The sequence below is a fragment of the Pseudomonas sp. A-RE-22 genome (assembly GCF_019956035.1).
Lineage (GTDB): Bacteria > Pseudomonadota > Gammaproteobacteria > Pseudomonadales > Pseudomonadaceae > Aquipseudomonas > Aquipseudomonas brassicacearum.
The window spans coordinates 193,832-216,043 of record NZ_JAHBCZ010000011.1 but is presented as its reverse complement, the minus strand read 5'-3'; the positions used below and the strand labels follow the sequence as shown (position 1 = coordinate 216,043).

General features: G+C 62.2%; 18 protein-coding genes. 10 read left to right on the top strand and 8 right to left on the bottom strand.

The genetic code is table 11. The features are described from left to right. Positions 1-200: 200 nt before the first annotated feature. The 7 genes from phaC to KGA89_RS07190 all read right to left on the bottom strand — a co-directional run bounded on the left by phaC (position 201) and on the right by KGA89_RS07190 (position 9,749). The gene (gene phaC / locus KGA89_RS07220; RefSeq protein WP_223471062.1) at positions 201-1,880 is read right to left on the bottom strand and encodes a class II poly(R)-hydroxyalkanoic acid synthase; all 1,680 of its coding nucleotides are present in this window, start codon (positions 1,878-1,880) and stop codon (positions 201-203) included. A 279-nt stretch (positions 1,881-2,159) separates the two neighbouring features. Beyond that, positions 2,160-2,537 (bottom strand): gamma-butyrobetaine hydroxylase-like domain-containing protein, encoded by a 378-nt coding sequence (locus tag KGA89_RS07215; RefSeq protein ID WP_223471060.1) that lies wholly within the window; start codon positions 2,535-2,537, stop codon positions 2,160-2,162. A gap of 168 nt (positions 2,538-2,705) precedes the next feature. Next, entirely contained in the window at positions 2,706-4,043 is a 1,338-nt protein-coding gene (hslU, locus tag KGA89_RS07210; protein WP_003196955.1) for an ATP-dependent protease ATPase subunit HslU, read from the bottom strand. Positions 4,044-4,099: 56 nt separating this feature from the next. Beyond that, complete coding sequence (gene hslV, locus KGA89_RS07205; protein ID WP_003196958.1) at positions 4,100-4,630, bottom strand: ATP-dependent protease subunit HslV; 531 nt, start codon at positions 4,628-4,630, stop codon at positions 4,100-4,102. 200 nt (positions 4,631-4,830) lie between these two features. Further along, positions 4,831-5,526, bottom strand: coding sequence for an SPOR domain-containing protein (locus tag KGA89_RS07200; protein ID WP_072344971.1), 696 nt, complete (start codon positions 5,524-5,526; stop codon positions 4,831-4,833). Position 5,527: 1 nt separating this feature from the next. After that, the gene (argS, locus tag KGA89_RS07195; RefSeq protein WP_223471058.1) at positions 5,528-7,264 is read right to left on the bottom strand and encodes an arginine--tRNA ligase; all 1,737 of its coding nucleotides are present in this window, start codon (positions 7,262-7,264) and stop codon (positions 5,528-5,530) included. Between the two features lie 265 nt (positions 7,265-7,529). Continuing rightward, positions 7,530-9,749 carry a primosomal protein N' gene (locus KGA89_RS07190; protein WP_223471057.1) on the bottom strand — a complete coding sequence of 740 codons (2,220 nt, stop codon included), beginning with the start codon at positions 9,747-9,749 and terminating at the stop codon, positions 7,530-7,532. Between the two features lie 289 nt (positions 9,750-10,038). On the opposite strand from KGA89_RS07190, the gene rpmE reads away from it, so the two are divergent. The 3 genes from rpmE (at position 10,039) to KGA89_RS07175 (ending at position 12,540) form a co-directional block, all read left to right on the top strand. Then, entirely contained in the window at positions 10,039-10,263 is a 225-nt protein-coding gene (rpmE, locus tag KGA89_RS07185; RefSeq protein ID WP_003196965.1) for a 50S ribosomal protein L31, read from the top strand. 41 nt (positions 10,264-10,304) lie between these two features. Continuing rightward, positions 10,305-11,087: a thermonuclease family protein gene (locus KGA89_RS07180; protein ID WP_223471055.1), complete on the top strand. Its 783-nt coding sequence runs from the start codon at positions 10,305-10,307 to the stop codon at positions 11,085-11,087. A 184-nt stretch (positions 11,088-11,271) separates the two neighbouring features. Beyond that, positions 11,272-12,540: a malic enzyme-like NAD(P)-binding protein gene (locus tag KGA89_RS07175; RefSeq protein ID WP_003196970.1), complete on the top strand. Its 1,269-nt coding sequence runs from the start codon at positions 11,272-11,274 to the stop codon at positions 12,538-12,540. Positions 12,541-12,901: 361 nt separating this feature from the next. On the opposite strand, the gene KGA89_RS07170 is transcribed toward KGA89_RS07175, so the two are convergent. Further along, positions 12,902-15,346: a penicillin-binding protein 1A gene (locus KGA89_RS07170; protein WP_411740620.1), complete on the bottom strand. Its 2,445-nt coding sequence runs from the start codon at positions 15,344-15,346 to the stop codon at positions 12,902-12,904. A gap of 208 nt (positions 15,347-15,554) precedes the next feature. Between KGA89_RS07170 and KGA89_RS07165 the strand changes: the two genes are divergently transcribed. The 7 genes from KGA89_RS07165 (at position 15,555) to aroB (ending at position 22,205) form a co-directional block, all read left to right on the top strand. After that, a complete protein-coding gene (locus KGA89_RS07165; RefSeq protein WP_003196973.1) occupies positions 15,555-16,619 on the top strand; it encodes a pilus assembly protein PilM in 1,065 nt (354 codons plus the stop codon). Further along, complete coding sequence (locus KGA89_RS07160; RefSeq protein WP_003196975.1) at positions 16,619-17,185, top strand: PilN domain-containing protein; 567 nt, start codon at positions 16,619-16,621, stop codon at positions 17,183-17,185. Before KGA89_RS07165 ends, KGA89_RS07160 begins: the two co-directional genes overlap by 1 nt. Beyond that, positions 17,182-17,805, top strand: a complete 624-nt coding sequence (pilO, locus tag KGA89_RS07155; RefSeq protein ID WP_003196977.1) for a type 4a pilus biogenesis protein PilO — start codon at positions 17,182-17,184, stop codon at positions 17,803-17,805. The genes KGA89_RS07160 and pilO overlap by 4 nt, the downstream gene beginning before the upstream one ends. Continuing rightward, the gene (locus KGA89_RS07150; RefSeq protein WP_003196979.1) at positions 17,802-18,329 is read left to right on the top strand and encodes a pilus assembly protein PilP; all 528 of its coding nucleotides are present in this window, start codon (positions 17,802-17,804) and stop codon (positions 18,327-18,329) included. Before pilO ends, KGA89_RS07150 begins: the two co-directional genes overlap by 4 nt. Positions 18,330-18,342: 13 nt before the next feature. Further along, positions 18,343-20,433 (top strand): type IV pilus secretin PilQ, encoded by a 2,091-nt coding sequence (gene pilQ, locus KGA89_RS07145; RefSeq protein WP_223471053.1) that lies wholly within the window; start codon positions 18,343-18,345, stop codon positions 20,431-20,433. Positions 20,434-20,437: 4 nt separating this feature from the next. Next, on the top strand, positions 20,438-20,956 hold the full coding sequence (gene aroK / locus KGA89_RS07140) for a shikimate kinase AroK (protein ID WP_003196983.1): 519 nt from the start codon (positions 20,438-20,440) through the stop codon (positions 20,954-20,956). Positions 20,957-21,104: 148 nt separating this feature from the next. Continuing rightward, on the top strand, positions 21,105-22,205 hold the full coding sequence (gene aroB, locus KGA89_RS07135; RefSeq protein ID WP_223471052.1) for a 3-dehydroquinate synthase: 1,101 nt from the start codon (positions 21,105-21,107) through the stop codon (positions 22,203-22,205). The last annotated feature ends 7 nt before the right edge of the window (positions 22,206-22,212 follow it).

Genomic DNA, 22,212 nt, shown 5'->3' with positions numbered 1-22,212 from the left:
CGAGCTTGCTCGCGATGACGGCGGCACATCCAACAGCAATGTAGGCTGACGCACCGTAATCGCGAGCAAGCTCGCTCCCACATTGGATCCGCCTTGAACATGAGTTTTATGTTCGTCGGCGGTGCGGGCCTTGCATTAATGTCGGCTGGCGGGATGTATTCGTGAGCAAGCCCACTCCCGCGCCAGACGAGTTGCATCCATTACCGCTCATGCACATAAGTGCCGGGCGCCGCTTCACCGGCCGGGTAGGCCTTGTTGCCCAGCACGGTCGGGGCTTTTTTCAGTTTGCCCGAGCGCTCGGCCTGCCAGGCCTGCCAATGCAACCACCAGGAGTCGGTGTGCTTGGTTGAATTCTCCTGCCAGTCCTCGGCCTTGGCCGGCATGTCATCACTGGTCATGTAGCGCGACTTGGGGTTGCCTGGCGGGTTGAGGATGCTCTGGATATGTCCGCTGCTCGAAAGCACGAACTCCACCTTGCCGCCAAACAGCTGCGCCGACTTGTAGCAGGACTTCCACGGCGTGATGTGGTCGTTGGTGCCGGCCAGGGAGTAGATGTCGGCGGTGACCTGCTTGAGATCGATGGGCGTGCCGCACACTTCCAGTGCATTGGGACGGATCAGTGGATTGTTCTTGAACATTTCGATGAGGTCCCCGTGGAACGCCGCCGGCAGCCGCGTGGTGTCGTTGTTCCAGAACAGGATGTCGAACACGGGCGGCTCGTTGCCCAACAGGTAATTGTTGACCCAGTAGTTCCAGATCAAGTCGTTGGGGCGCATCCAGGCGAACACCTTGGCCATGTCGCGACCTTCGAGTACACCGGCCTGGTAGGAGTGGCGCTTGGCCGCTTCCAGGGTCTGCTCGTCGACGAACAGCGCCACGTCGGTGTCCAGGGTGGTGTCGAGCACGCTGACCAGCAGGGTCAGCGCATTGACCTTTTTCTCTCCGAGGGCGGCGTAATGGCCCAGCAGCGCGGTGCAGGTGATGCCGCCCGAGCAGGCGCCAAGCATGTTTATGTCCTTGCTGCCGGTGATGGCCGTGACCACGTCCACCGCCTCCTTGAGCGCCTCGATGTAGGTCGACAGGCCCCACTCGCGCTGCTCCTTGGTGGGGTTGCGCCAACTGATGACGAAGGTCTGGACGTTGCTGCGCAGGCAGAAGCGCGCCAGGCTCTTGTCCGGGCTCAGGTCGAATACGTAGAACTTGTTGATCTGTGGCGGCACCACCAGCAGCGGTCGCTCGTGGACCTGCTCGGTGATGGGCCGGTACTGGATCAGCTCCAGCACGTCGTTGCGAAACACCACGGCGCCTTCGGTCACGCCCAGGCTCTTGCCGACTTCGAACGCGCCCATGTTGACCTGGCTCGGCATCCCGCCGTTGTGCACCAGGTCCTTGGCCAGGTGGGACAGGCCATCCAACAGGCTCTTGCCGCCGGTTTCGAAGAAGCGCTTGACTGCCGCCGGGTTGGCCGCCGAGTTGGTCGGGGCCATGGCTTCGGTCATCAGGTTGATCACGAAATGCCCACGGCTGATGTCCGCGGGCGAGAGGTTGCTGTCGTCAATCCAGGCGTGCAGCTCCTTGCGCCACGCCAGGTAGGTTTGCAGGTAACGTTTGTAGAGGGGGTTCTGGCTCCATGCCGGGTCAGCAAAGCGACGGTCGTCGCCGGCCGGTTGCAGTTCGGATTTGCCGAACAGGACATTCTTGAGTTCGACGCCGAAATGGGCGACGTGCTTGACGCTGTGCAGCGGTTGTTTGATGGCCTGGGTCAGCACCATGCGGGCAGAGGCCAGCAGATCTTTTCTGCGCAAGCCGACGACGGGATTCAACCCCAGGGTATTTTCCGAGGCTTGATACTTCAGGTCATCGTTGTTCTTGTTGCTCATCTACGACGCTCCATTGTCCTTCAGACGAGTACCCGGATCGTGTGCCGCAAGCCACACAGCCAATACCAGGTACGCTGCTCGGGTGACCGTTAATTCCGCATCGAGGGCCAATGAGGAAACGTATGCCAGGAACTCGGCGGTTCCTTTGCAGGGAACTTGCCAGCTCCATTGGTTACCCGAGTTTAATTTTTTTCGCAAGCAGGCCAGTCATTGACGTTGCCGCGCGGGCATTCAAGCAGATGAGTCTAGAAAATTCGCCCTAAAGCGCCAGCCCTTGAGCTAGAGCATCAGCCTGACGACGGACTCGTTCGGATCGCGGGTTTTTCCGGCGGCCTTGAGTTCGCCAAGATAATCGTTCCACAAGTCTTCCTGACGCACCGCCAGCTGGTAGAGATAGTCCCAGGTGAACAGCCCGCTGTCGTGGCCGTCGTCGAAGGTCAGTTTCAGTGCGTACTGGCCGGCCGGTTCGACCTTTGTCAGGGCAACGTTGAGCTTGCCATATTGCAGGATGGGTTTGCCGTGGCCCTGGACCTCGGCGGAAGGCGAGTGCACCCGCAGGAACTCGGCGGGCAGGTGATACTCCTCGTCCGGCGCGTATTTGAGCGTCAGGGTCCTGGAGGCTTTGTGCAGGTTGATGGCGGTGGGGAGTTTGGTCATGGCCTGTGATCCGTCTCGGAAGGATGCCTTGATCTGCAAAAACGACACGGTCCATGTGGGAGCGAGCTTGCTCGCGATAGCGGTTCGACAGTCAACACATGGGTTGAATGTTATGCCGCCATCGCGAGCAAGCTCGCTCCCACAGGTCCCGGGAAACCTGTCAGTGATTTACAGGATATACCGCGACAGGTCTTCGTTCTGCGCCAGCTCGCCCAGGTGACTGTTGACGTACTCGGCGTCGATGAGGATCGGCGCTTCGTTGTGGGCGCTCGCCAGGTCGCCGGCGCTGAACGAGACTTCCTCGAGCAGGCGTTCGAGCAGCGTGTGCAGGCGACGGGCACCGATGTTCTCGGTTTTCTCGTTGACCTGCCAGGCAATCTGGGCCAGGCGCTTGATGCCTTCCGGGGTGAACTCGATGTTCAGGCCTTCGGTCTTGAGCAGCGCGCAATACTGTTCGGTCAGGGAGGCGTGGGGCTCGCTGAGGATGCGTTCGAAGTCTTCCGGCGTCAGCGCCTTGAGCTCGACACGGATCGGCAGGCGACCCTGCAGCTCCGGCACCAGGTCGCTCGGCTTGCTCAGGTGGAACGCCCCGGAGGCGATGAACAGGATGTGGTCGGTCTTGACCATGCCCAGCTTGGTGTTGACCGTGCAGCCTTCGATCAGCGGCAGCAGGTCGCGTTGTACACCTTCGCGGGACACATCGGCACCGCCGACATTGCCGCGCTTGGCGACCTTGTCGATTTCGTCGATGAACACGATGCCATGCTGCTCGACTGCCTCCAGCGCCTTGGCCTTCAACTCTTCTTCGTTGACCAGGCGACCGGCTTCCTCATCGCGCACCAGTTTCAGCGCTTCCTTGACCTTGAGCTTGCGGTTTTTCTTCTTGCCCTTGCCCATGTTGGCGAACAGGCTCTGCAGCTGGTTGGTCATCTCTTCCATGCCTGGCGGCGCGGAAATATCGACGCCGGCCATTTCGGCCACTTCGATCTCGATTTCCTTGTCGTCCAGCTGGCCTTCGCGCAGGCGCTTGCGGAACAGTTGACGGGTGTTGGAGTCCTGGGTCGCGGCGGCGTCGGCGTTGAAGCCCATGCGCGCCGGTGGCAGCAGGGCGTCGAGGATGCGCTCTTCGGCGGCGTCTTCGGCGCGATGGCGGACCTTGGTGATTTCCTGTTCGCGCAGCAGCTTGATGGCGGCATCGGCCAGATCACGGATGATCGACTCGACGTCGCGGCCGACATAGCCGACTTCGGTGAACTTGGTGGCTTCGACCTTGATGAACGGCGCGTTGGCGAGTTTGGCCAGGCGACGGGCGATCTCGGTTTTACCGACACCGGTCGGGCCGATCATCAGGATGTTCTTGGGGGTCACTTCGACGCGCAGTTCTTCGGGCAGTTGCATCCGGCGCCAGCGGTTACGCAGGGCGATGGCGACGGCGCGCTTGGCATCGTCCTGGCCGATGATATGGCGGTTGAGTTCGTGGACGATTTCGCGGGGAGTCATGGACATAATAATGGGTGGTCCTCAAGCAAGAATGAGCCGTGGCGTGGTTCGCCTGGACAGGCTTATTCCGCGAGGTCCTGCTCCTCAATGGTCTGGGTGTGGTTGGTGAAGACACAGATGTCGCCGGCAATGCCCAGGGCAGTCTCGACGATCTCACGGGCCGACAGGTCGGTTTTTTTCAGCAGGGCGCTGGCCGCAGCCTGGGCGTAGGCTCCGCCGGAACCCATGGCGATCAGGCCATCCTCGGGCTCAACGACGTCGCCGTTGCCGGTGATGATCAGGGAGGCGTCCTTGTTGGCGACCGCGAGCATCGCTTCGAGGCGGCTGAGGGAGCGGTCGGTACGCCATTCCTTGGCCAGTTCCACGGCGGCACGGACCAGATGACCCTGATGCTTCTCAAGCTGGCCTTCGAAACGTTCGAACAAGGTGAAGGCGTCGGCAGTGGCCCCGGCGAAACCGGCGATGACTTCGCCGTGATACAGGCGGCGGACTTTCTTCGCGTTGCCTTTCATCACGGTGTTGCCCAGTGAAACCTGGCCGTCGCCGCCCATGACGACTTTGCCATGACGGCGGACTGAAACGATGGTGGTCAAGGGAGAGTCTCCACGCAGCGGGGCGAAAATGCCCGGATGGAACTCATATGGGGGTGGCGCGGGGTTTTTCAACTGCGGGGGTGCAGAGGGGACGAGCGGCCCCCCGATGATCGTTCCTATGCTCCGCGTGGGAACGCCTCAAGTGACGCGGAGCGTCACGGGCTGCATTCCCACGCAGAGCATGGGAACGATCGGTGTGCCTAGCGGCTCTGGCGTTGTTGTAACAACAGATTGCTGAAACCGCTGCCAGCCAGTTGCTTCTGGGCCTTGGTCAGTTCCTCGCGGTTGCTGAACGGCCCGACCAGTACCCGGTACCAGGTTTCGTCCTTCACGGTGCCGGACTCCACCGACACGGACTGGCCCAGCAGAATGATCTGCGCCCGGACCTTGTCGGCGTCGGCTTCCTTGCGGAACGAACCGGCCTGCAGGAAGAACTTCGTCACTGGCGCGGCTTTCTGCACCGGAGGGGCCGGTGGCGGCGTGATGCCGGCCAGGGCCGCCTGGGCGCGAGCGGTGTCGATCTTCGCCGCTTCGGCCGGGGTCACCGGCGTGGTGGGCACTTGTGGCGTCGGCAGGGTTTTCTCCGGCACGGCCTCGGGCGGCACGATGACTTCCGATTCCGGCAGCAAGGTGTAGAAGTCGTACTTCGGCTTCACCGGTTGCGTCGGGCTCGGCGGGGTCTTGTTGGCCTCGGCGATCCGCGTGGCTTTCTGCTGCTCTTGCCGGACGCGCTTGACGTCATCGCCCTGGCCCGGCTCCAGCTTCATCAGAAACACAATGAAAGCGCCGACGGTCAGGCCGATGGCCATCCACAACCAGCCCGGAATCGGTTTTTTGGCTGGAGGCTGGTAACGACTGGCGCCGCGTTTGGGTGCAGGTTTTTTCTTGGCGGCCAACTTACATGCGCTCCAGGGTTTCCAGGCCCAGCAGTTCCAGGCCTTGCTTGAGCGTACGCCCGGTCAGCGCGGCGAGGCGCAGGCGGCTCTGCATTTGCTCTGGGGTTTGCGCGTTGAGGATCGGGCAGTTCTCGTAGAAGCTGGAGAACAGGCCAGCGACATCGTACAGGTAGGCGCACAGGGTGTGCGGCGTGCCCTTGTCGGCGACGTTATTCAACACTTCACCGAACTGCGCCAGCTTCGCCGCCAGCTCCTGTTCGTGAGGGGCCTCAAGCACAATCTGGCCGTCCACTTCATTGAAGCTCTTGCCGAGCTTGCGGAACACTCCCGCCACGCGGGTGTAGGCGTACAGCAGGTACGGCGCGGTGTTGCCTTCGAAGTTGAGCATCAGGTCGAAGTTGAAGCTGTAGTCGCTGGTGCGGTGCTTGGACAGGTCGGCGTATTTCACCGCGTCGATGCCCACGACCTTGGCGATCTTGCGCAGTTCGTCCTCGGCCAGCTCGGGGTTCTTGCCCTTGACCAGGGTGTAGGCGCGGTCCTGGGCTTCGGTCAGCAGGTCGATCAGCTTCACCGTGCCGCCATCGCGGGTCTTGAACGGGCGGCCGTCGGCGCCGTTCATGGTGCCGAAGCCCATGTGCTCCATCTCCATTGGACGGGTCACGAAACCGGCCAGGCGCGCGACTTCGAACACTTGCTGGAAGTGCAGGGCCTGGCGCTGGTCGACGAAGTACAGCACCCGATCGGCCTTGAGCACGCTGTTACGGTAGCGCACGGCTGCCAGGTCGGTGGTGGCGTAGAGGTAGCCACCGTCGGCCTTGACGATGATCACCGGCAGCGGCTCGCCATCGGCGGTCTTGAACTGGTCGAGGAACACGCACTGGGCGCCGTTGCTTTCCACCAGCATGCCCTTGGCCTTGAGGTCGTTGACCACGTTGATCAGTTCGTCGTTGTAGGCGCTTTCGCCCATCACGTCGGCCATGGTCAATTTGACGTTCAGCAACTCGTAGATTTTCTGGCAGTGGGACAGGGAGATATCCTTGAACTTGCTCCACAGCGCCAGGCACTCGGCATCGCCGGCCTGCAGCTTGACCACCAGGCCCCGGGCGCGGTCGGCGAACTCGGGCGAATCGTCGAAGCGTTGCTTGGCGGCGCGGTAGAAGTTCTCCAGGTCCGACAATTCGTCGCTGGTAATGGGGTTTTCCTGCAGGTAGGCCATCAGCATGCCGAACTGGGTGCCCCAGTCGCCCACGTGGTTCTGGCGGATCACGGTGTCGCCGAGAAACTCCAGGACCCGGGCCACACCGTCGCCGATGATGGTCGAGCGCAGGTGGCCGACGTGCATTTCCTTGGCCAGGTTGGGGGCCGAGAGGTCGACCACGGTGCGCTGCAACGGACCGGCCTTGCGTACGCCAATGCGCTCGTCAGCCAGGGCCGCGTCCAGGCGCGAAGCCAGGGCCTGGGTGTTCTGGAAGAAGTTGATGAACCCGGGGCCGGCAATGTCGGCCTTGCTGACGTTCTCGTCGGTCGGCAGGGCGGCGATGATTTTCTCCGCCAGGTCCCGTGGCTTCATGCCGGCCGGCTTGGCGAGCATCATCGCGATGTTGCTGGCGAAGTCGCCGTGGGTCTTGTCGCGAGTGTTTTCGACCTGAATCGCCGGCGACAGGCCTTCTGGCAGCACACCTTCAGTGACGAGTTGGGCGATGGCTTGCTGGATGAGCTGGCGAATGGTGTCTTTCATGGTCTTCTCTTTCAACCGCAGGCGCGGCGGCGCTTCGATGCGCTGGTGGAAAAACTGGGCATTATCCGTGGCGAAGACGGGCTTGCCAACTGTAGCGGGTCGGTTGGGGATGTGTGGTGACTATTCTTGGCAGTCTGGATGTACACAATCCCCTGTGGGAGCGAGCTTGCTCGCGATGGCGGTGGTTCAGTGACGGAGATGTCGACTGTGCAGTCGCTATCGCGAGCAAGCTCGCTCCCACAGGGGGGGCGGGCTTGTGATCCATTCAATACAAATCCACCGGATCCACATCCAGCGACCAGCGCACCGCCCGCCCGCTGGGCATCTGTTCCAGCACCAGCAGCCAGGCGCTCAGCAGTCGATGCAGCGGCGCCCGGGCATTGGCCTGTAATAAAAGCTGCGCGCGATAGCGCCCGGCCCGCCGTTCCATCGGCGCCGGCACCGGGCCCAGGAGTTCGATGCCGGTGAGGTTCTGCTCCGCCAGCAAGCGCTCTGCCTCGCTGCAGGCCTCATCGAGAAAGCCTTCGGCCTGCCCCGGCTTGTGGGCTTCGGCCCGCAACAACGCCAGGTGGGCAAAAGGTGGCAGGCCGGCGCTGCGGCGTTCGCTCAAGGCCTGTTCGGCGAAGGCGAAATAACCTTGTTCGGTCAGTTGGATCAGCAACGGGTGATCGGCCAGGTGGGTCTGGATGATCACTTTGCCCGGCTCCTCGGCCCGCCCGGCCCGGCCTGCGACCTGGACGATCAACTGCGCCATGCGCTCGCTGGCGCGGAAGTCACCGGAAAACAGTCCGCCATCGGCGTCGAGGATCGACACCAGCGTGACCCGTGGGAAGTGGTGCCCCTTGGCGAGCATCTGCGTGCCCACCAGGATGCATGGCTGGCCCTTCTGGATCGTGGCGAACAACTGGTTCATCGCGTCCTTGCGCGAAGTGCTGTCGCGATCCACCCGCAGTACCGGGTAATCGGGGAACAGGATGCCCAGCCGTTCTTCTGCGCGTTCGGTGCCGGCGCCGACCGGGCGCAAGTCCACTTTGCCGCACTGCGGGCAGTGCCTTGGCACGCGCTCGACGTGGCCACAATGGTGGCAACGCAGCTCGCCATGGCGTTGATGCACGGTCATCCGCGCATCGCAGCGCTCACAGCCGGACATCCAGCCGCAGTCGTGGCACAACAGCGTCGGAGCGAAACCGCGGCGATTGAGGAACACCAGGACCTGTTGCCCGGCAGCCAGGGTCTGGCCGATGGCTTGCTGCATCGGTCCCGAAATACCGCTGTCCAGCGGGCGACTTTTCACGTCCAGGCGCAGGAAACGCGGTTGCTTGGCGCCGCCGGCCCGCTCATTGAGGCGCAGCAGGCCGTAGCGGCCGGTATAGGCGTTGTGCAGGCTTTCCAGCGATGGCGTGGCCGAGCCGAGGACGATCGGGATGTTTTCCTGGCGGGCGCGCACCAATGCCAGGTCGCGGGCGTGATAGCGCAGGCCTTCTTGCTGTTTATAAGAACCGTCGTGTTCTTCGTCGATGATGATAAGGCCAGGGTTCTTCATCGGAGTGAACAGGGCCGACCGGGTGCCGATGATGATGTCGGCCTCGCCGTCACGGGCGGCGAGCCAGGCTTCCAGGCGTTCGCGGTCGTTGACCGCCGAGTGCACCAGGGCGATCCGGGCGTTGAAGCGCTGTTCGAAGCGCGCCAGGGTTTGTGGGCCGAGGTTGATTTCCGGAATCAGTACCAGCGCCTGCTTGCCGGCCTCCAGGGTCTGGCGGATCAGCTGCAGGTAGACCTCGGTCTTGCCGCTGCCGGTGACACCTGCCAGCAGAAAGGCGTGATAACTGTCGAAACCTGCGCGAATCGCTTCGCAAGCGGCCCGCTGTTCGGCGTTGAGCGGCAGTTCCGGCTGGGCCAGCCAATGTTCATGGCGGGCGCCGGGGGCGTGCCTGCGCACTTCCACCTGAACCAGGTCCTTGGCCAGCAACAGGTCGAGGCTGTCCTTGCTGAGCATCAGTTTGCTCAACAATTGATGCGCCACGCCGTGGGGATGTTGGGCCAGGGTCACCAAGGCCTCGCGCTGGCGCGGGGCGCGGGCGATGCGTGGATCGTCCAGCGAGGCGCCGGGCGCCACCGACCAGAACCGCTCCTGGCGCGCCTCGGCCGGTTCGCCCTGGCGCAGCAGCACCGGCAGCGCCCAACTCAGGGTGTCGCCGAGGCTGTGCTGGTAATACTGGGACGTCCACAGGCACAACTTGAACAGTGCGGCGGGCAGTGGTGGCGTGGCATCGAGCAGGGCCAGGGCTGGTTTGAGCTTGTCGACCGGGACCTCGCTGTGGTCGGTGACCTCCACCAGGATACCGATCATCTCCCGCCGGCCGAACGGCACCCGCAGGCGCATGCCCGGGTGCAACTGGGCGCGCAGGACCCCGGCCGGGGCGCGGTAGTCGAACAGGCGGCGCAGGGGCGAAGGCAGGGCGAGGCGCAGGATGGCGTCGGGCACGCGGGGGATCTCGATAGGCGGACAAATTCGCAAGGCTGAGCACGATTCGATGTGGGAGCGAGCTTGCTCGCGATGGCGGTGGTTCAGTGACGGTGATGTCGACTGTGCTGTCGCAATCGCGAGCAAGCTCGCTCCCACAGGGATTGTGCTTGAGGCCGGGAGCCTAGCAGACGGTTGGTACAAGTCATAGCTTGCGTGATTGATGTTGTCTGGTAGAATCCGCGGCCTAATTACGTGCGGTATTCAACAATAGTGTTGGGTGGCGGCACGCTAGCCTGAGGAAAACAGCATGAAAACCGATATCCATCCGGAATACCCAGTAATTGCCGTAACCTGCAGCTGCGGCAACAAGTTCGAAACGCGTTCGACCTACGGCAAAGCCCTGGCGATCGACGTTTGCAACGAATGCCACCCGTTCTACACCGGCAAGCAAAAGACTCTGGATACCGGCGGCCGTGTTCAGAAGTTCGCCGATCGTTTCGGTGCTTTCGGCAAAGTTACTCCAAAAGCCTGAGGCTGATCATTTTGGATGGTCGTCTCGACCGCTCCAGACTGATGAAAAAGGCGCCCCTTGTGGGCGCCTTTTTTGTGTCTGCGATTTGGCTCTGTGGCGCCCAGGCGTCCTGTCCTTCGCCGGGTAACCTGCCCCAGGTGGCGGTGCAACGGGTGGTGGATGGCGATACCTTGTACTTGGAGGATGGCCGGCGCATTCGGATGATTGGGCTCAATAGTCCGGAACTGGGCAAGCGAGGCCGCGCCGACGAACCATTCGCCGTGGCGGCGCGTCAGCGACTCGAGGCCTTGGTAGCCGCCAGCGATGGCCGAGTGGGCGTGTTGCCTGGCAAGGATGATCGGGATGATTACGGTCGCACGCTGGCCCATGTCTACAACGCCCAGGGCGAGAACCTCGAGGAGCGTTTGATTGCCGAGGGGCTGGGGTTTCTGGTGGCGGTCGCGCCGAACGTCGACCTGGTCAGTTGCCAGCAAATGGCCGAACGTCATGCGCGGCAAGCTGGATCCGGTGTCTGGAAAAAATCGCCCGTCGTGCGAGCGGAGCAAATCAATGCACCCGGTTTCGTGCTGATGAGCGCACGTGTCGAAAACGTGCAGCGCAATCGCGGTGGCATCTGGATTGAATTGCAGGGGGCGGTTGTCTTGCACATTGCACCTGGTGTGCAGAGGCGCTTCGACGCCTCGGCCCTGAAGCGGTTAAAGGGCCGAAAAATCGAGGCCCGTGGCTGGGTCGTCGACCGCGCCCGGGGTGGTGGCCACAAGGCCGGGCAGGCGCGATGGATGTTGCCGCTGACCGATCCAGCCATGCTGCAAACGGTCTTGTAAGAAAAAATTGTAGACATTTTATCAATGGATTGTATGCATATGGCCCTTGTGTTTCGCGGCTCTTGGCCCAAAGTCGTAGGGCAGGGCGCTTGACAGCAGTGACTGGTCAGTCTTGTGGGGACTTTGCGAGGCGCGTATCCTCGGCGGTCCGTCTGTCCAACACAGTAAAAAGCGGAATGCCCACATGTCTGATCTGAAAACTGCCGCTCTCGAATATCACGCTAATCCTCGTCCAGGGAAGCTGAGTGTCGAGCTCACCAAGGCCACCGCTACTGCTCGCGACTTGTCGCTGGCCTACAGCCCCGGCGTAGCCGAACCAGTCCGCGAAATCGCTCGCGACCCTGAACTGGCCTACAAATACACCGGTAAAGGCAACCTGGTTGCAGTCATTTCCGATGGCACCGCGATTCTCGGCCTGGGTAACCTCGGCCCATTGGCTTCCAAGCCAGTCATGGAAGGCAAGGGCGTGCTGTTCAAGCGCTTCGCCGGTATCGACGTATTCGACATCGAAGTCGATTCCGAGAGCCCGCAAGCCTTCATCGACACCGTCAAGCGCATCTCCATCACTTTCGGCGGCATCAACCTGGAAGACATCAAGGCACCAGAGTGCTTCGAGATCGAGCGCGCCCTGATCGAACAGTGCGACATTCCGGTATTCCACGATGACCAGCACGGCACCGCGATCGTCACCGCGGCCGGCATGATCAACGCCCTGGAAATCGCCGGCAAGACCCTGCCGGAAGCCAAGATCGTCTGCCTCGGCGCTGGCGCTGCGGCCATCTCCTGCATGAAGTTGCTGGTGAGCATGGGCGCCAAGATCGAAAACATCTTCATGGTCGACCGTACCGGCGTGATCCACTCCGGCCGTGACGACCTGAACCAGTACAAGGCCGTGTTTGCCCACACGACCGAGAAGCGCTCCCTGGCGGACGCGCTGGACGGTGCCGACGTGTTTGTTGGCCTGTCGGGTCCGAACCTGCTGAGCGCGGAAAACCTGCTGCGCATGGCGCCGAACCCAATCGTGTTCGCTTGCTCGAACCCGGATCCGGAAATCGCCCCGGAACTGGCTCACGCAACTCGTAACGACGTGATCATGGCCACCGGCCGTTCGGACTACCCGAACCAGGTCAACAACGTACTGGGCTTCCCGTTCATCTTCCGCGGTGCCCTGGACGTTCGCGCCAAGCGCATCAACGAAGAAATGAAAGTCGCGGCCGCCAACGCCCTGCGCGAACTGGCCAAGCTGCCGGTGCCTCAGGAAGTGTGCGACGCCTACGGCGGCATCAAGCTGGAATTCGGTCGTGAGTACATCATCCCGAAACCAATGGACGCCCGTCTGATCACCCTGATCTCCGACGCCGTGGCCAAGGCCGCCATCGAGACTGGCGTGGCCACCCTGCCGTATCCGAAGAACTACCCGCTCAAGAGCGTGGATGATGTGTTCAACGGCTAAGCCGTTGTAGCGCTTCAACAAAAAGCCCCGGCTCCTGTGAGTCGGGGCTTTTTTGTGCCTGCCGGTTTTGTATGGGCACCGCAAAATCACTGTGGGAGCGAGCTTGCTCGCGATTACGGTCGGGCATTCAACATCGATGCAAGCTGAGCTTCCGCCATCGCGAGCAAGCTCGGCTCCCACAGGGATGTATGTTGATCGTTCCCACGCTCCGCGTGGGAATGTAGCCTGGGACGCTCCGCGTTCCATCAAGAGCCGAACGCGGAGCGTCCGTAGAGGCATTCCCACGCGGAGCGTGGGAACGATCAACACAAAAAAAGCCCCGCACTTCTTCCGAAGGCGGGGCTTTTGAGGTGGTGCCCGGTCAGAACAGATCGATCGGCGCCGCCTCGTCCGCCGGCAGCGGGCTACCCGGTGCGACGCCGTTGCCCAGCTCGTTGGCCGACGGTGGCGTGTCTTCGCTCTTGAACAGTTCGAAATACGCACCCGGGGTGCCCGGTGTAGCGGCGCGGCCACTGACCGGGTCGACCCGCAGGCTGAGGATGCCTTCCGGTTCCGGCTGGGTGTGAGGCGGTTTGTCCTTGAGGGCGGCGCCCATGTAGCTCATCCAGATCGGCAACGCCACGGTGCCGCCGAACTCGCGGCGACCCAGGCTTTCGGGTTGGTCGAAACCGGTCCAGACGGTGGTCACGTAGTCGGCGTTGTAGCCGGAGAACCAGGCGTCCTTGGATTCGTTGGTGGTACCGGTCTTGCCCGCCAGGTCCGTGCGGCCCAGGGCCAGGGCGCGACGGCCGGTGCCGAGCTTGATCACGTCCTGCAGCATGCTGTTGAGGATGTAAGTGGTGCGGCCATCGACAATGCGTTCCGCGATGGCGGGCGCCTGGGGCAGGCCCGGGGCCGTGGTGGCTTCGCCCGGTGTCGCATTGACCGTAAACGTCTCAGTGGATGGTGCGGCGACGCCATCGCTGGCCTGCTCACCCGTGGGGACGCGTGGCGGGTTGGCGACGAACAGCGTCTCGCCGTTGCGGCTTTCGATCTTGTCGATGATGTACGGGGTGATCTTGTACCCGCCGTTGGCGAACGTACTCCAGCCGGTGGCGATCTCCATCGGCGTCAAGGTCGCGGTGCCCAGGGCCAGGGACAGGTTGCGCGGCAGGTCCTGCTTGTTGAAGCCGAACTTGCTGATGTAGTCGATGGTGCGGTCCACGCCCAATGCCTGCAGCAGGCGGATCGAGACCAGGTTGCGGGATTTGTACAGCGCCTCACGCAAGCGAATCGGGCCGAGGAACGTATTGGTGTCGTTCTTCGGTCGCCAGACCTTGTCCAGGTATTCATCGACGAACACGATCGGTGCGTCGTTCACCAGGCTGGCGGCGGTGTAGCCGTTATCCAGGGCGGCGCTGTAGACGAACGGCTTGAAGCTCGAGCCCGGTTGGCGCTTGGCCTGCAACGCGCGGTTGTAATTGCTTTGCTCGAAGGCGAAGCCACCCACCAACGAACGGATGGCACCGTCCTGCGGGTCGAGGGACACCAGGGCGCCCTGGGCGGCTGGGATCTGGCTGAACTTGAGGCTGTTGTCCGCCTGGCGCTGGACACGGATCAAGTCACCGACCTGGGCAACGTCGGACGGTTGCCGTGGGTTGGCGCCCATGCTGTTGGTATTGAGGAACGGCCGGGCCCACTTCATGGTGTCCCAGGCCACGTGTTCCTCCAGCTCGCCGTTACGGGTCAGCACCTTGATGCCGTCCTTGTCCACCGACGTGACAATCGCCGGCTCCAGGCTGCTGATGGTGCGCTGCTTGGTCAGCTCCAGGGCCCAGGCTTCCTTGGTCTTGCCCGGCAGGCGTGATTCAGGGCCACGGTAGCCGTGGCGCTGGTCGTAGGTCATCAGGCCCTCGTGCAGCGCGGTGTTGGCCATTTCCTGCAAGTTGCTCGGCACCGTGGTGGTCACGCGGAAACCTTCGGTGTAAGCGTCGCTGCCATAGCGCCCGACCATCTCGGCACGGGCCATCTCGGCGATATACGGGGCGTTCACTTCCGGGGTTGGTACGTGATAGCTGGCGTTCAGCGGTTCATTGATCGCGGCGGTGTAGTCGGCCTCGCTGATCTTGCCGAGCTTGTACATGCGCCCCAGGATCCAGTCGCGACGTTCCTTGCTGCGTGCCGGGTTGGCCAGCGGGTTGAAGCGCGAGGGTGCCTTGGGCAGGCCGGCGATCATCGCCATCTGCGCCAGGCTCACGTCGCGGATCGACTTGCCGTAATACACCTGCGCCGCCGCCTCGATGCCGTAGGCGCGGTTGCCCAGGTAAATCTTGTTCACGTACAGCTCGAGGATTTCATCCTTGGTCAGCTGCCGCTCGATTTGCAGGGCCAGGAGGATCTCGGTGGTCTTGCGCGAGAAGCTGCGCTCGCTGGTCAGGAAGAAGTTCTTGGCCACCTGCATGGTGATGGTGCTGCCGCCGGACTGGATGTGCCCGCTCTTGACCAGTTGGCTGGCGGCGCGCATCAGGCTGCCCGGGTCGACGCCGTAGTGATTGGCGAAGTTATCGTCTTCAGCACTTAGTAACGCATTGATGAAATTGGGGGGAATGTCGGCGAAACGGATCGGCGTGCGGCGCATTTCGCCAAATTCGGCAATCAACTTGTTGTCGCTGCTGTATACCCGCAAAGGAATCTGCAACTGAATACTTCTCAGCGCCTCCACGGACGGCAATCCCGGACTAAGGTAAAGAAAGGCACCGCTCAGGCCCAAGAGCAGTCCGCAGAAAACGGCGACGATGGACCATCCGAAAAATTTCAGCAGACGAATCAAGGCTTTTGGATATCCAGGCAAAGAATGAAAAAGGCGCCAGGTGCAGGGATGGACCCGTGCTTGCAACAAAGCGAAAAAAAACGCTGGGCATTATAAGCATTTTTTTTCGTCGGGAATGCCATCCGGACGTCCGTCGGACCGGTGTGATTGAACGCAATGCATATTAGAGAGTCCGTAACTCACGGATAGTCATAGGGAATTGGTAGTGCTACGACTCTTCAATAAAAAAGCCCATGCGCTTCTGGGGATCGACATCAGTTCGACGTCGGTGAAGCTGCTGGAGTTGAGCCGCCAGGGCGATCGATACCGCGTCGAGTCCTACGCGGTCGAACCGTTGCCAGCCAACGCTGTGGTCGAGAAGAACATCGCCGAGCTCGAAGGGGTGGGGCAGGCGTTGTCGCGCCTGTTGGCCAAGGCCAAGACGCCCTTGCGTAGCGTGGCGGTGGCGGTGGCGGGTTCAGCGGTGATCACCAAGACCATCGAGATGGACGCCGGCCTGTCCGACGATGACATGGAAAACCAGCTCAAGATCGAGGCCGATCAATACATCCCCTATCCCCTGGATGAGGTGGCCATCGATTTCGAAGTGATGGGTGTTTCGCCACGCAGTGCCGAGCGCGTCGAAGTGCTGCTGGCGGCGTGCCGCAAGGAAAACGTCGAGGTCCGCGAGGCCGCATTGGCGCTCGCCGGGCTGACGGCCCGGGTGGTCGATGTGGAGGCTTATGCGCTGGAGCGTGCTTTTGGCCTGCTCGCCACGCAACTGGCTGCCTCCCAGGAACGGCTGACTGTGGCGGTCGTCGATATCGGCGCCACCATGACCACCCTCAGCGTGCTGCACAACGGGCGCATCATCTATACCCGCGAACAATTGTTCGGCGGCCGCCAACTGACCGAGGAGATCCAGCGCCGCTATGGCCTGACACCCGAGCAGGCTGGCCAGGCAAAGAAGCAGGGTGGCCTGCCGGACGACTATCTCAGCGAAGTGCTGCAACCTTTTCGCGAGGCTCTGGTACAGCAGGTCTCGCGGTCCTTGCAGTTCTTCTTCGCCTCGGGCCAGTACAGTGCGGTGGACCACATTTTGCTGGCCGGGGGCACGGCTTCGGTCGCCGGCCTGGATCGGCTGATCGAGCAGCGCCTGGGCACGCCGACCCAGGTGGCCAACCCGTTTACCAACATGGCCCTGAGCAGCAAGGTCAATGCCGGCGCCCTGGCCGGTGATGCGCCGGCACTGATGATTGCCTGTGGGCTGGCCCTCAGGAGTTTTGACTGATGGCACGGATCAACCTGCTTCCCTGGCGCGAAGAGCTGCGTGAAGAACGGCGTAAACGCTTTTTGCTGGCCTTGGTGGGGGCGCTGATCGGCGCGGTCGGCGTGGTCCTGGTCGCGGTCCGCTACATTGACAGCGCCATCGACCGCCAGGTCGCTCGCAATAGCCATCTTTCCGAGCAGATCGCCGTGCTGGACGAGCGCATCAAGCAGATCAGCGAATTGAAGGCTCGTCGCCAGCAATTGTTGGAGCGCATGCGCATCATCCAGGACTTGCAAGGTAACCGGCCGGTCAGTGGGCGCATCTTCGACCAATTGGTGCGGACCTTGCCGGACGGGGTGTATTTCACCGAAGTGAAGATGGAAGACCGGACGCTCTCGATCAAGGGGGCCGCGGAATCGAACAACCGGGTCTCGGACCTGATGCGCAACCTGGACTCGTCGGACCTGTTCGACACGCCCAGCCTGACGGAGGTCAAGGCCACCACCGCTGGGCAGCTCGACCAGGCCAATGTCTTCCAGCTGACGGTTCGCCAGACTCGCCCGGCCGATGCGGAGGACGCCCAATGAAACCGGGGGAGTGGTTCGACGCACTGCGCAAGATCGATCTCAGTGACCTGGACACCAACAACATCGGTTCCTGGCCCGCGCCGATCAAATGGCTGGCGGGTGTCCTGCTGGTGGTCCTGGTGCTGGGGCTGGGCTATAACTTTGCCTTGAGTGACCTGGAGAACCAGTTGCAGCAGGTGCGCGAGGAAGAAAACACCCTCAAGGCGCAATTCGCGGGCAAGGCCCACATGGCCGCGAACCTGGAGCGCTACACCGAGCAGATGAAGCAGATGGAAACGTCTTTTGGTGTGCTGTTGCGGCAATTGCCCAGCGATACCGAAGTGCCGGGCCTGCTGGAGGACATTACTCGCACCGGCCTGGGCAGCGGCCTGGAGTTCGAGGAAATCAAGCTGCTGCCGGAGGTCACCCAGCCGTTCTACATCGAGTTGCCGATCCAGATCACCGTGACCGGCGGCTACCACGACCTGGCGACGTTCGTCAGTGGGGTGGCGGGGCTGCCGCGGATTGTCACGCTGCACGACTTCGAGATCGCGCCGATGGAGCCCGAGGCCGGCGCGAAGCTGCGCATGAGCATCCAGGCCAAGACCTACCGGTACAACGAGCAGGAGGCGCAACCATGAGGCCGGTGTGTCGCATCTGCCTGCTGGCAGGCCTGGTCGCGCTGGCGGGCTGCGGTAACGACAACGGTTTCAGTGATTTGGACGCCTACATGAACGAAGTGCGCCTGCGGCCACCCGGCAAGATCGAGCCGACGCCGACGTTCAGACCCTACGAAACCTTTACCTACAGTGCCGCCAACCTGCGCAGCCCGTTTTCCCGACAGGTCCGGGTGGACCAGGCCGAACGGCAGCGGGGCTCGCGCAACGTCCGGCCCGACCCGAACCGGGTCAAACAGTATCTGGAAGGCTTCAACATCGAGCAGTTTGAAATGGTCGGTACGATCTCCAACGTCAGTGGCTCCTTCGCGCTCCTGCGGGGCGCGGGCGGGGTGCACCGGCTCAAGGTCGGTGACTATCTGGGACGCAACGACGGGCGGATCGTCAACATCAGTGCCACCCAGGTCGATGTGGTCGAAATCGTTCCCGATGGCGAGGGTGCCTGGCTGGAGCGACCACGGACCATTCCTTTGAAAGAGCATTCATAGTGGAACTCGAACAATGAACAGGTTTTTTTCAGCCCTCGGTATTTCGCTATGGATAGCGCTGTTGTCGCCGATGGTTCTCGGGGCCAGCCTGAAGACGTTGGATGTGGCGGCGTTACCGGGGGACCGTGTCGAGTTGAAGCTCTCCTTCGACGGGCCGCCGCCGTCACCCCGGGGCTACACCACCGAACAACCGGCGCGGATTGCGCTGGACCTGCCGGGCGTGACCAATCAACTTTCCAGCAAGCGCCGCGACCTGGGCGGGGGCAATGCACGCAGCGCCACTGTGGTCGAGGCTGGGGATCGTACTCGGTTGATCATCGGCCTTACCCAGCTGGCGCCGTATGACACCCGGATCGAAGGTAACAACCTGTTCGTGGTGGTTGGCAAGGGCGCCGCCCTGAAGAGCACTGCCCCGAAGAACTCCACCACCCAGGCCCCGCGCCCGGCGGTTGCCAGCGCTGCGCCTGCGAGGGCCAGTGCGCCGGTGGGCAAGGCGATCCGTGGGGTGGACTTCCAGCGCGGGACCCAGGGCGAAGGCAACGTGGTGATCGACCTGTCTGATCCGTCCATTGCCCCGGACATCCAGGAGCGCGAAGGCAAGATCATCCTCAATTTCGCCAGGACCCAGTTGCCCGAGCCGCTGCGGGTGCGCCTGGACGTCAAGGACTTCGCCACCCCGGTGCAATTCGTCAATGCCAGCGCCGGCAGCGACCGGGCGACCATCAGCATCGAACCCAGCGGCACCTTCGACTACTCGACCTACCAGACCGACAACAAGCTCACCGTCAGCGTCCGGCCCATGACCGTCGACGACCTGCAAAAACGCAACGCCGACCGCGCGGCCTACAGTGGCGAGAAGCTCTCGCTCAACTTCCAGGACATCGAGGTGCGTTCGGTCCTGCAACTGATTGCCGATTTTACCAACCTGAACCTCGTGGCCAGCGACACGGTGCAGGGTGGCATCACCCTGCGGTTGCAGAATGTGCCCTGGGACCAGGCGCTCGACCTGGTGCTCAAGACCAAGGGGTTGGACAAGCGCAAGGTCGGCAACGTGCTGTTGGTGGCTCCGGCCGATGAAATTGCCGCTCGTGAGCGCCAGGAACTGGAGTCGCAGAAGCAGATTGCCGACCTGGCGCCGCTGCGGCGTGAGCTGTTGCAGGTCAACTATGCGAAGGCGACGGACATCGCCAAGCTGTTCCAGTCGGTGACCAGTGCCGAGGCCAAGGCCGATGAGCGCGGCACGATCACGGTCGATGAGCGAACCAACAACATCATTGCCTACCAGACCCAGGACCGCCTCGACGAACTGCGCCGGATCGTGGCGCAACTGGATATTCCGGTGCGCCAGGTGATGATCGAAGCGCGAATTGTCGAAGCTAACGTCGACTACGACAAAAGCCTGGGCGTGCGCTGGGGCGGTTCGGTACAGAACCAGGGCAACTGGAACTCCTCCGGGGTCACCAACGGCACTTCCACCACCATTGGCACCCCGGGCAGCACCAGCACCAACCAACCGTTCGTCGACCTGGGCACCTCGGGCAACACCTCGGGCATCGGCATCGCGTTCATCACCGACAACGTATTGCTGGACCTTGAGCTGACGGCCATGGAGAAAACCGGCAACGGGGAGATCGTCTCCCAGCCCAAGGTGGTGACGTCCGACAAGGAGACGGCAAAGATCCTCAAGGGCACGGAAATTCCTTATCAGGAAGCCAGCTCCAGTGGCGCTACGTCGGTGTCGTTCAAGGAGGCTTCGCTGTCGCTGGAGGTGACCCCGCAGATCACCCCGGACAACCGCATCATCATGGAGGTCAAGGTCACCAAGGATGAACCGGACTACCTGAACAAGGTGCAGGATGTGCCGCCGATCAAGAAAAACGAGGTCAACGCCAAGGTCCTGGTCAATGACGGCGAGACCATTGTGATTGGCGGGGTTTTCTCAAATACTCAGAGCAAGGTTGTAGATAAGGTGCCATTTCTTGGCGATGTGCCGTATCTTGGCCGCCTTTTCCGGCGTGATGTGGTTTCGGAGAAAAAATCCGAGCTGCTGGTGTTCCTCACTCCGCGTATCATGAATAACCAGGCGATTGCTGTGAGTCGTTGATTCTGTGCGAAATTTGATTCTTGTTGGGCCGATGGGCGCTGGAAAAAGCACCATCGGCCGTTTGCTGGCCAAAGAGCTGCGCCTGCCGTTCAAAGATTCCGACAAGGAAATTGAATTGCGCACGGGTGCCAATATCCCATGGATTTTCGACAAGGAAGGCGAACCGGGCTTTCGTGACCGTGAGCAGGCGATGATCGCCGAGCTGTGCGCGTTCGATGGCGTGGTGCTCGCCACCGGTGGCGGCGCGGTGATGCGCGAAGCCAATCGTCGGGCGCTGCATGCCGGCGGACGAGTGGTCTATCTGCATGCTTCTGTCGAGCAGCAGGTGGGTCGCACCGCTCGGGATCGCAACCGCCCGTTGTTGCGCACCGCCGACCCGGCCAAGACCCTGCGCGACCTCCTGGAGCTGCGTGATCCGCTGTATCGGGAGATCGCCGACCTGGTGGTGGAAACCGACGAGCGGCCGCCGCGGATGGTGGTGCTGGACATTCTCGATCGCCTTCAGCAACTGCCTCCCCGTTAATGCGCCTGGCGAAATGCGCTATTCTCGACGTCCCGTCATGGCCCGCCTGGGGCGTGGCGGATGGCCATTAACTGGCGTCAGAACAAGCACCGTGGACTTTCGTTAATTGCAGGCAGGACGCCTGATTCCATCTTCACTGTGGGGACACATGCAGACACTTAAGGTCGACCTGGGCGAGCGCAGCTACCCGATTCATATTGGCGAAGGCTTGCTGGACCAGCCCGAACTGCTGGCGCCGCATATCGCCGGGCGGCAGGTGGCGATCATTTCCAATGAAACCGTCGCGCCCCTGTATCTGGAACGTCTGACCCGCAGCCTGTCGGCCTTCTCGGTCATTTCCGTGGTATTGCCCGACGGCGAAGCCTTCAAGAACTGGGAAACCCTGCAACTTATTTTCGATGGTCTGCTGACTGCGCGCCACGATCGCCGCACCACGGTGGTTGCCTTGGGTGGCGGTGTGATCGGCGACATGGCCGGTTTTGCAGCCGCCTGCTATCAGCGCGGCGTCGATTTCATCCAGATCCCCACCACGCTGCTGTCGCAGGTCGACTCGTCGGTGGGCGGCAAGACCGGGATCAACCATCCGCTGGGCAAGAACATGGTCGGTGCTTTCTATCAGCCCAACGTAGTGCTGATCGACACCGCCACCCTCAATACCTTGCCGGCCCGCGAACTGTCTGCGGGCCTGGCGGAAGTCATCAAGTACGGGCTGATCTGCGACGAGCCGTTCCTGGGCTGGCTCGAGGAGAACGTCGACCGCCTGCGGGCACTGGATCAAGTGGCCCTGACCTACGCCATCGAACGCTCCTGCGCCGCCAAGGCTGCCGTGGTGGGGGCCGATGAGCGTGAGTCGGGGGTGCGCGCCACCCTCAATTTGGGGCACACCTTCGGCCATGCCATCGAAACCCACATGGGCTATGGTGTCTGGCTGCACGGTGAAGCGGTTGCGGCCGGTACGGTCATGGCCCTGGAGATGTCTGCGCGCTTGGGCTGGATCAACGAACAGGAGCGTGATCGCGGTATTCGTCTGTTCCAGCGCGCCGGGTTGCCGGTGGTTCCGCCCGAGGAAATGAGCGAGGCGGATTTTCTTGAACACATGGCAATCGACAAAAAAGTGATCGACGGTCGTCTGCGTCTGGTGCTGCTGCGCCACATGGGCGAAGCGGTGGTGACCGACGATTATCCGAAAGAAGTTCTACAGGCCACGCTGGGAGCGGACTACCGCGCCCTGGCTCAGCTTAAAGGTTAATAAGATC

Coding starts and splice junctions, on each gene's coding strand:
- rpmE (WP_003196965.1), top strand. CDS start 10,039: ATGAAAACCGATATCCATCCGGAATACCCAGTAATTGCCGTAACCTGC.
- pilQ (WP_223471053.1), top strand. CDS start 18,343: ATGAACAGGTTTTTTTCAGCCCTCGGTATTTCGCTATGGATAGCGCTG.
- KGA89_RS07215 (WP_223471060.1), bottom strand. CDS start 2,537: ATGACCAAACTCCCCACCGCCATCAACCTGCACAAAGCCTCCAGGACC.
- hslU (WP_003196955.1), bottom strand. CDS start 4,043: ATGTCCATGACTCCCCGCGAAATCGTCCACGAACTCAACCGCCATATC.
- KGA89_RS07180 (WP_223471055.1), top strand. CDS start 10,305: ATGAAAAAGGCGCCCCTTGTGGGCGCCTTTTTTGTGTCTGCGATTTGG.
- phaC (WP_223471062.1), bottom strand. CDS start 1,880: ATGAGCAACAAGAACAACGATGACCTGAAGTATCAAGCCTCGGAAAAT.
- KGA89_RS07160 (WP_003196975.1), top strand. CDS start 16,619: ATGGCACGGATCAACCTGCTTCCCTGGCGCGAAGAGCTGCGTGAAGAA.
- argS (WP_223471058.1), bottom strand. CDS start 7,264: ATGAAAGACACCATTCGCCAGCTCATCCAGCAAGCCATCGCCCAACTC.
- pilO (WP_003196977.1), top strand. CDS start 17,182: ATGAAACCGGGGGAGTGGTTCGACGCACTGCGCAAGATCGATCTCAGT.
- KGA89_RS07150 (WP_003196979.1), top strand. CDS start 17,802: ATGAGGCCGGTGTGTCGCATCTGCCTGCTGGCAGGCCTGGTCGCGCTG.
- aroB (WP_223471052.1), top strand. CDS start 21,105: ATGCAGACACTTAAGGTCGACCTGGGCGAGCGCAGCTACCCGATTCAT.
- KGA89_RS07175 (WP_003196970.1), top strand. CDS start 11,272: ATGTCTGATCTGAAAACTGCCGCTCTCGAATATCACGCTAATCCTCGT.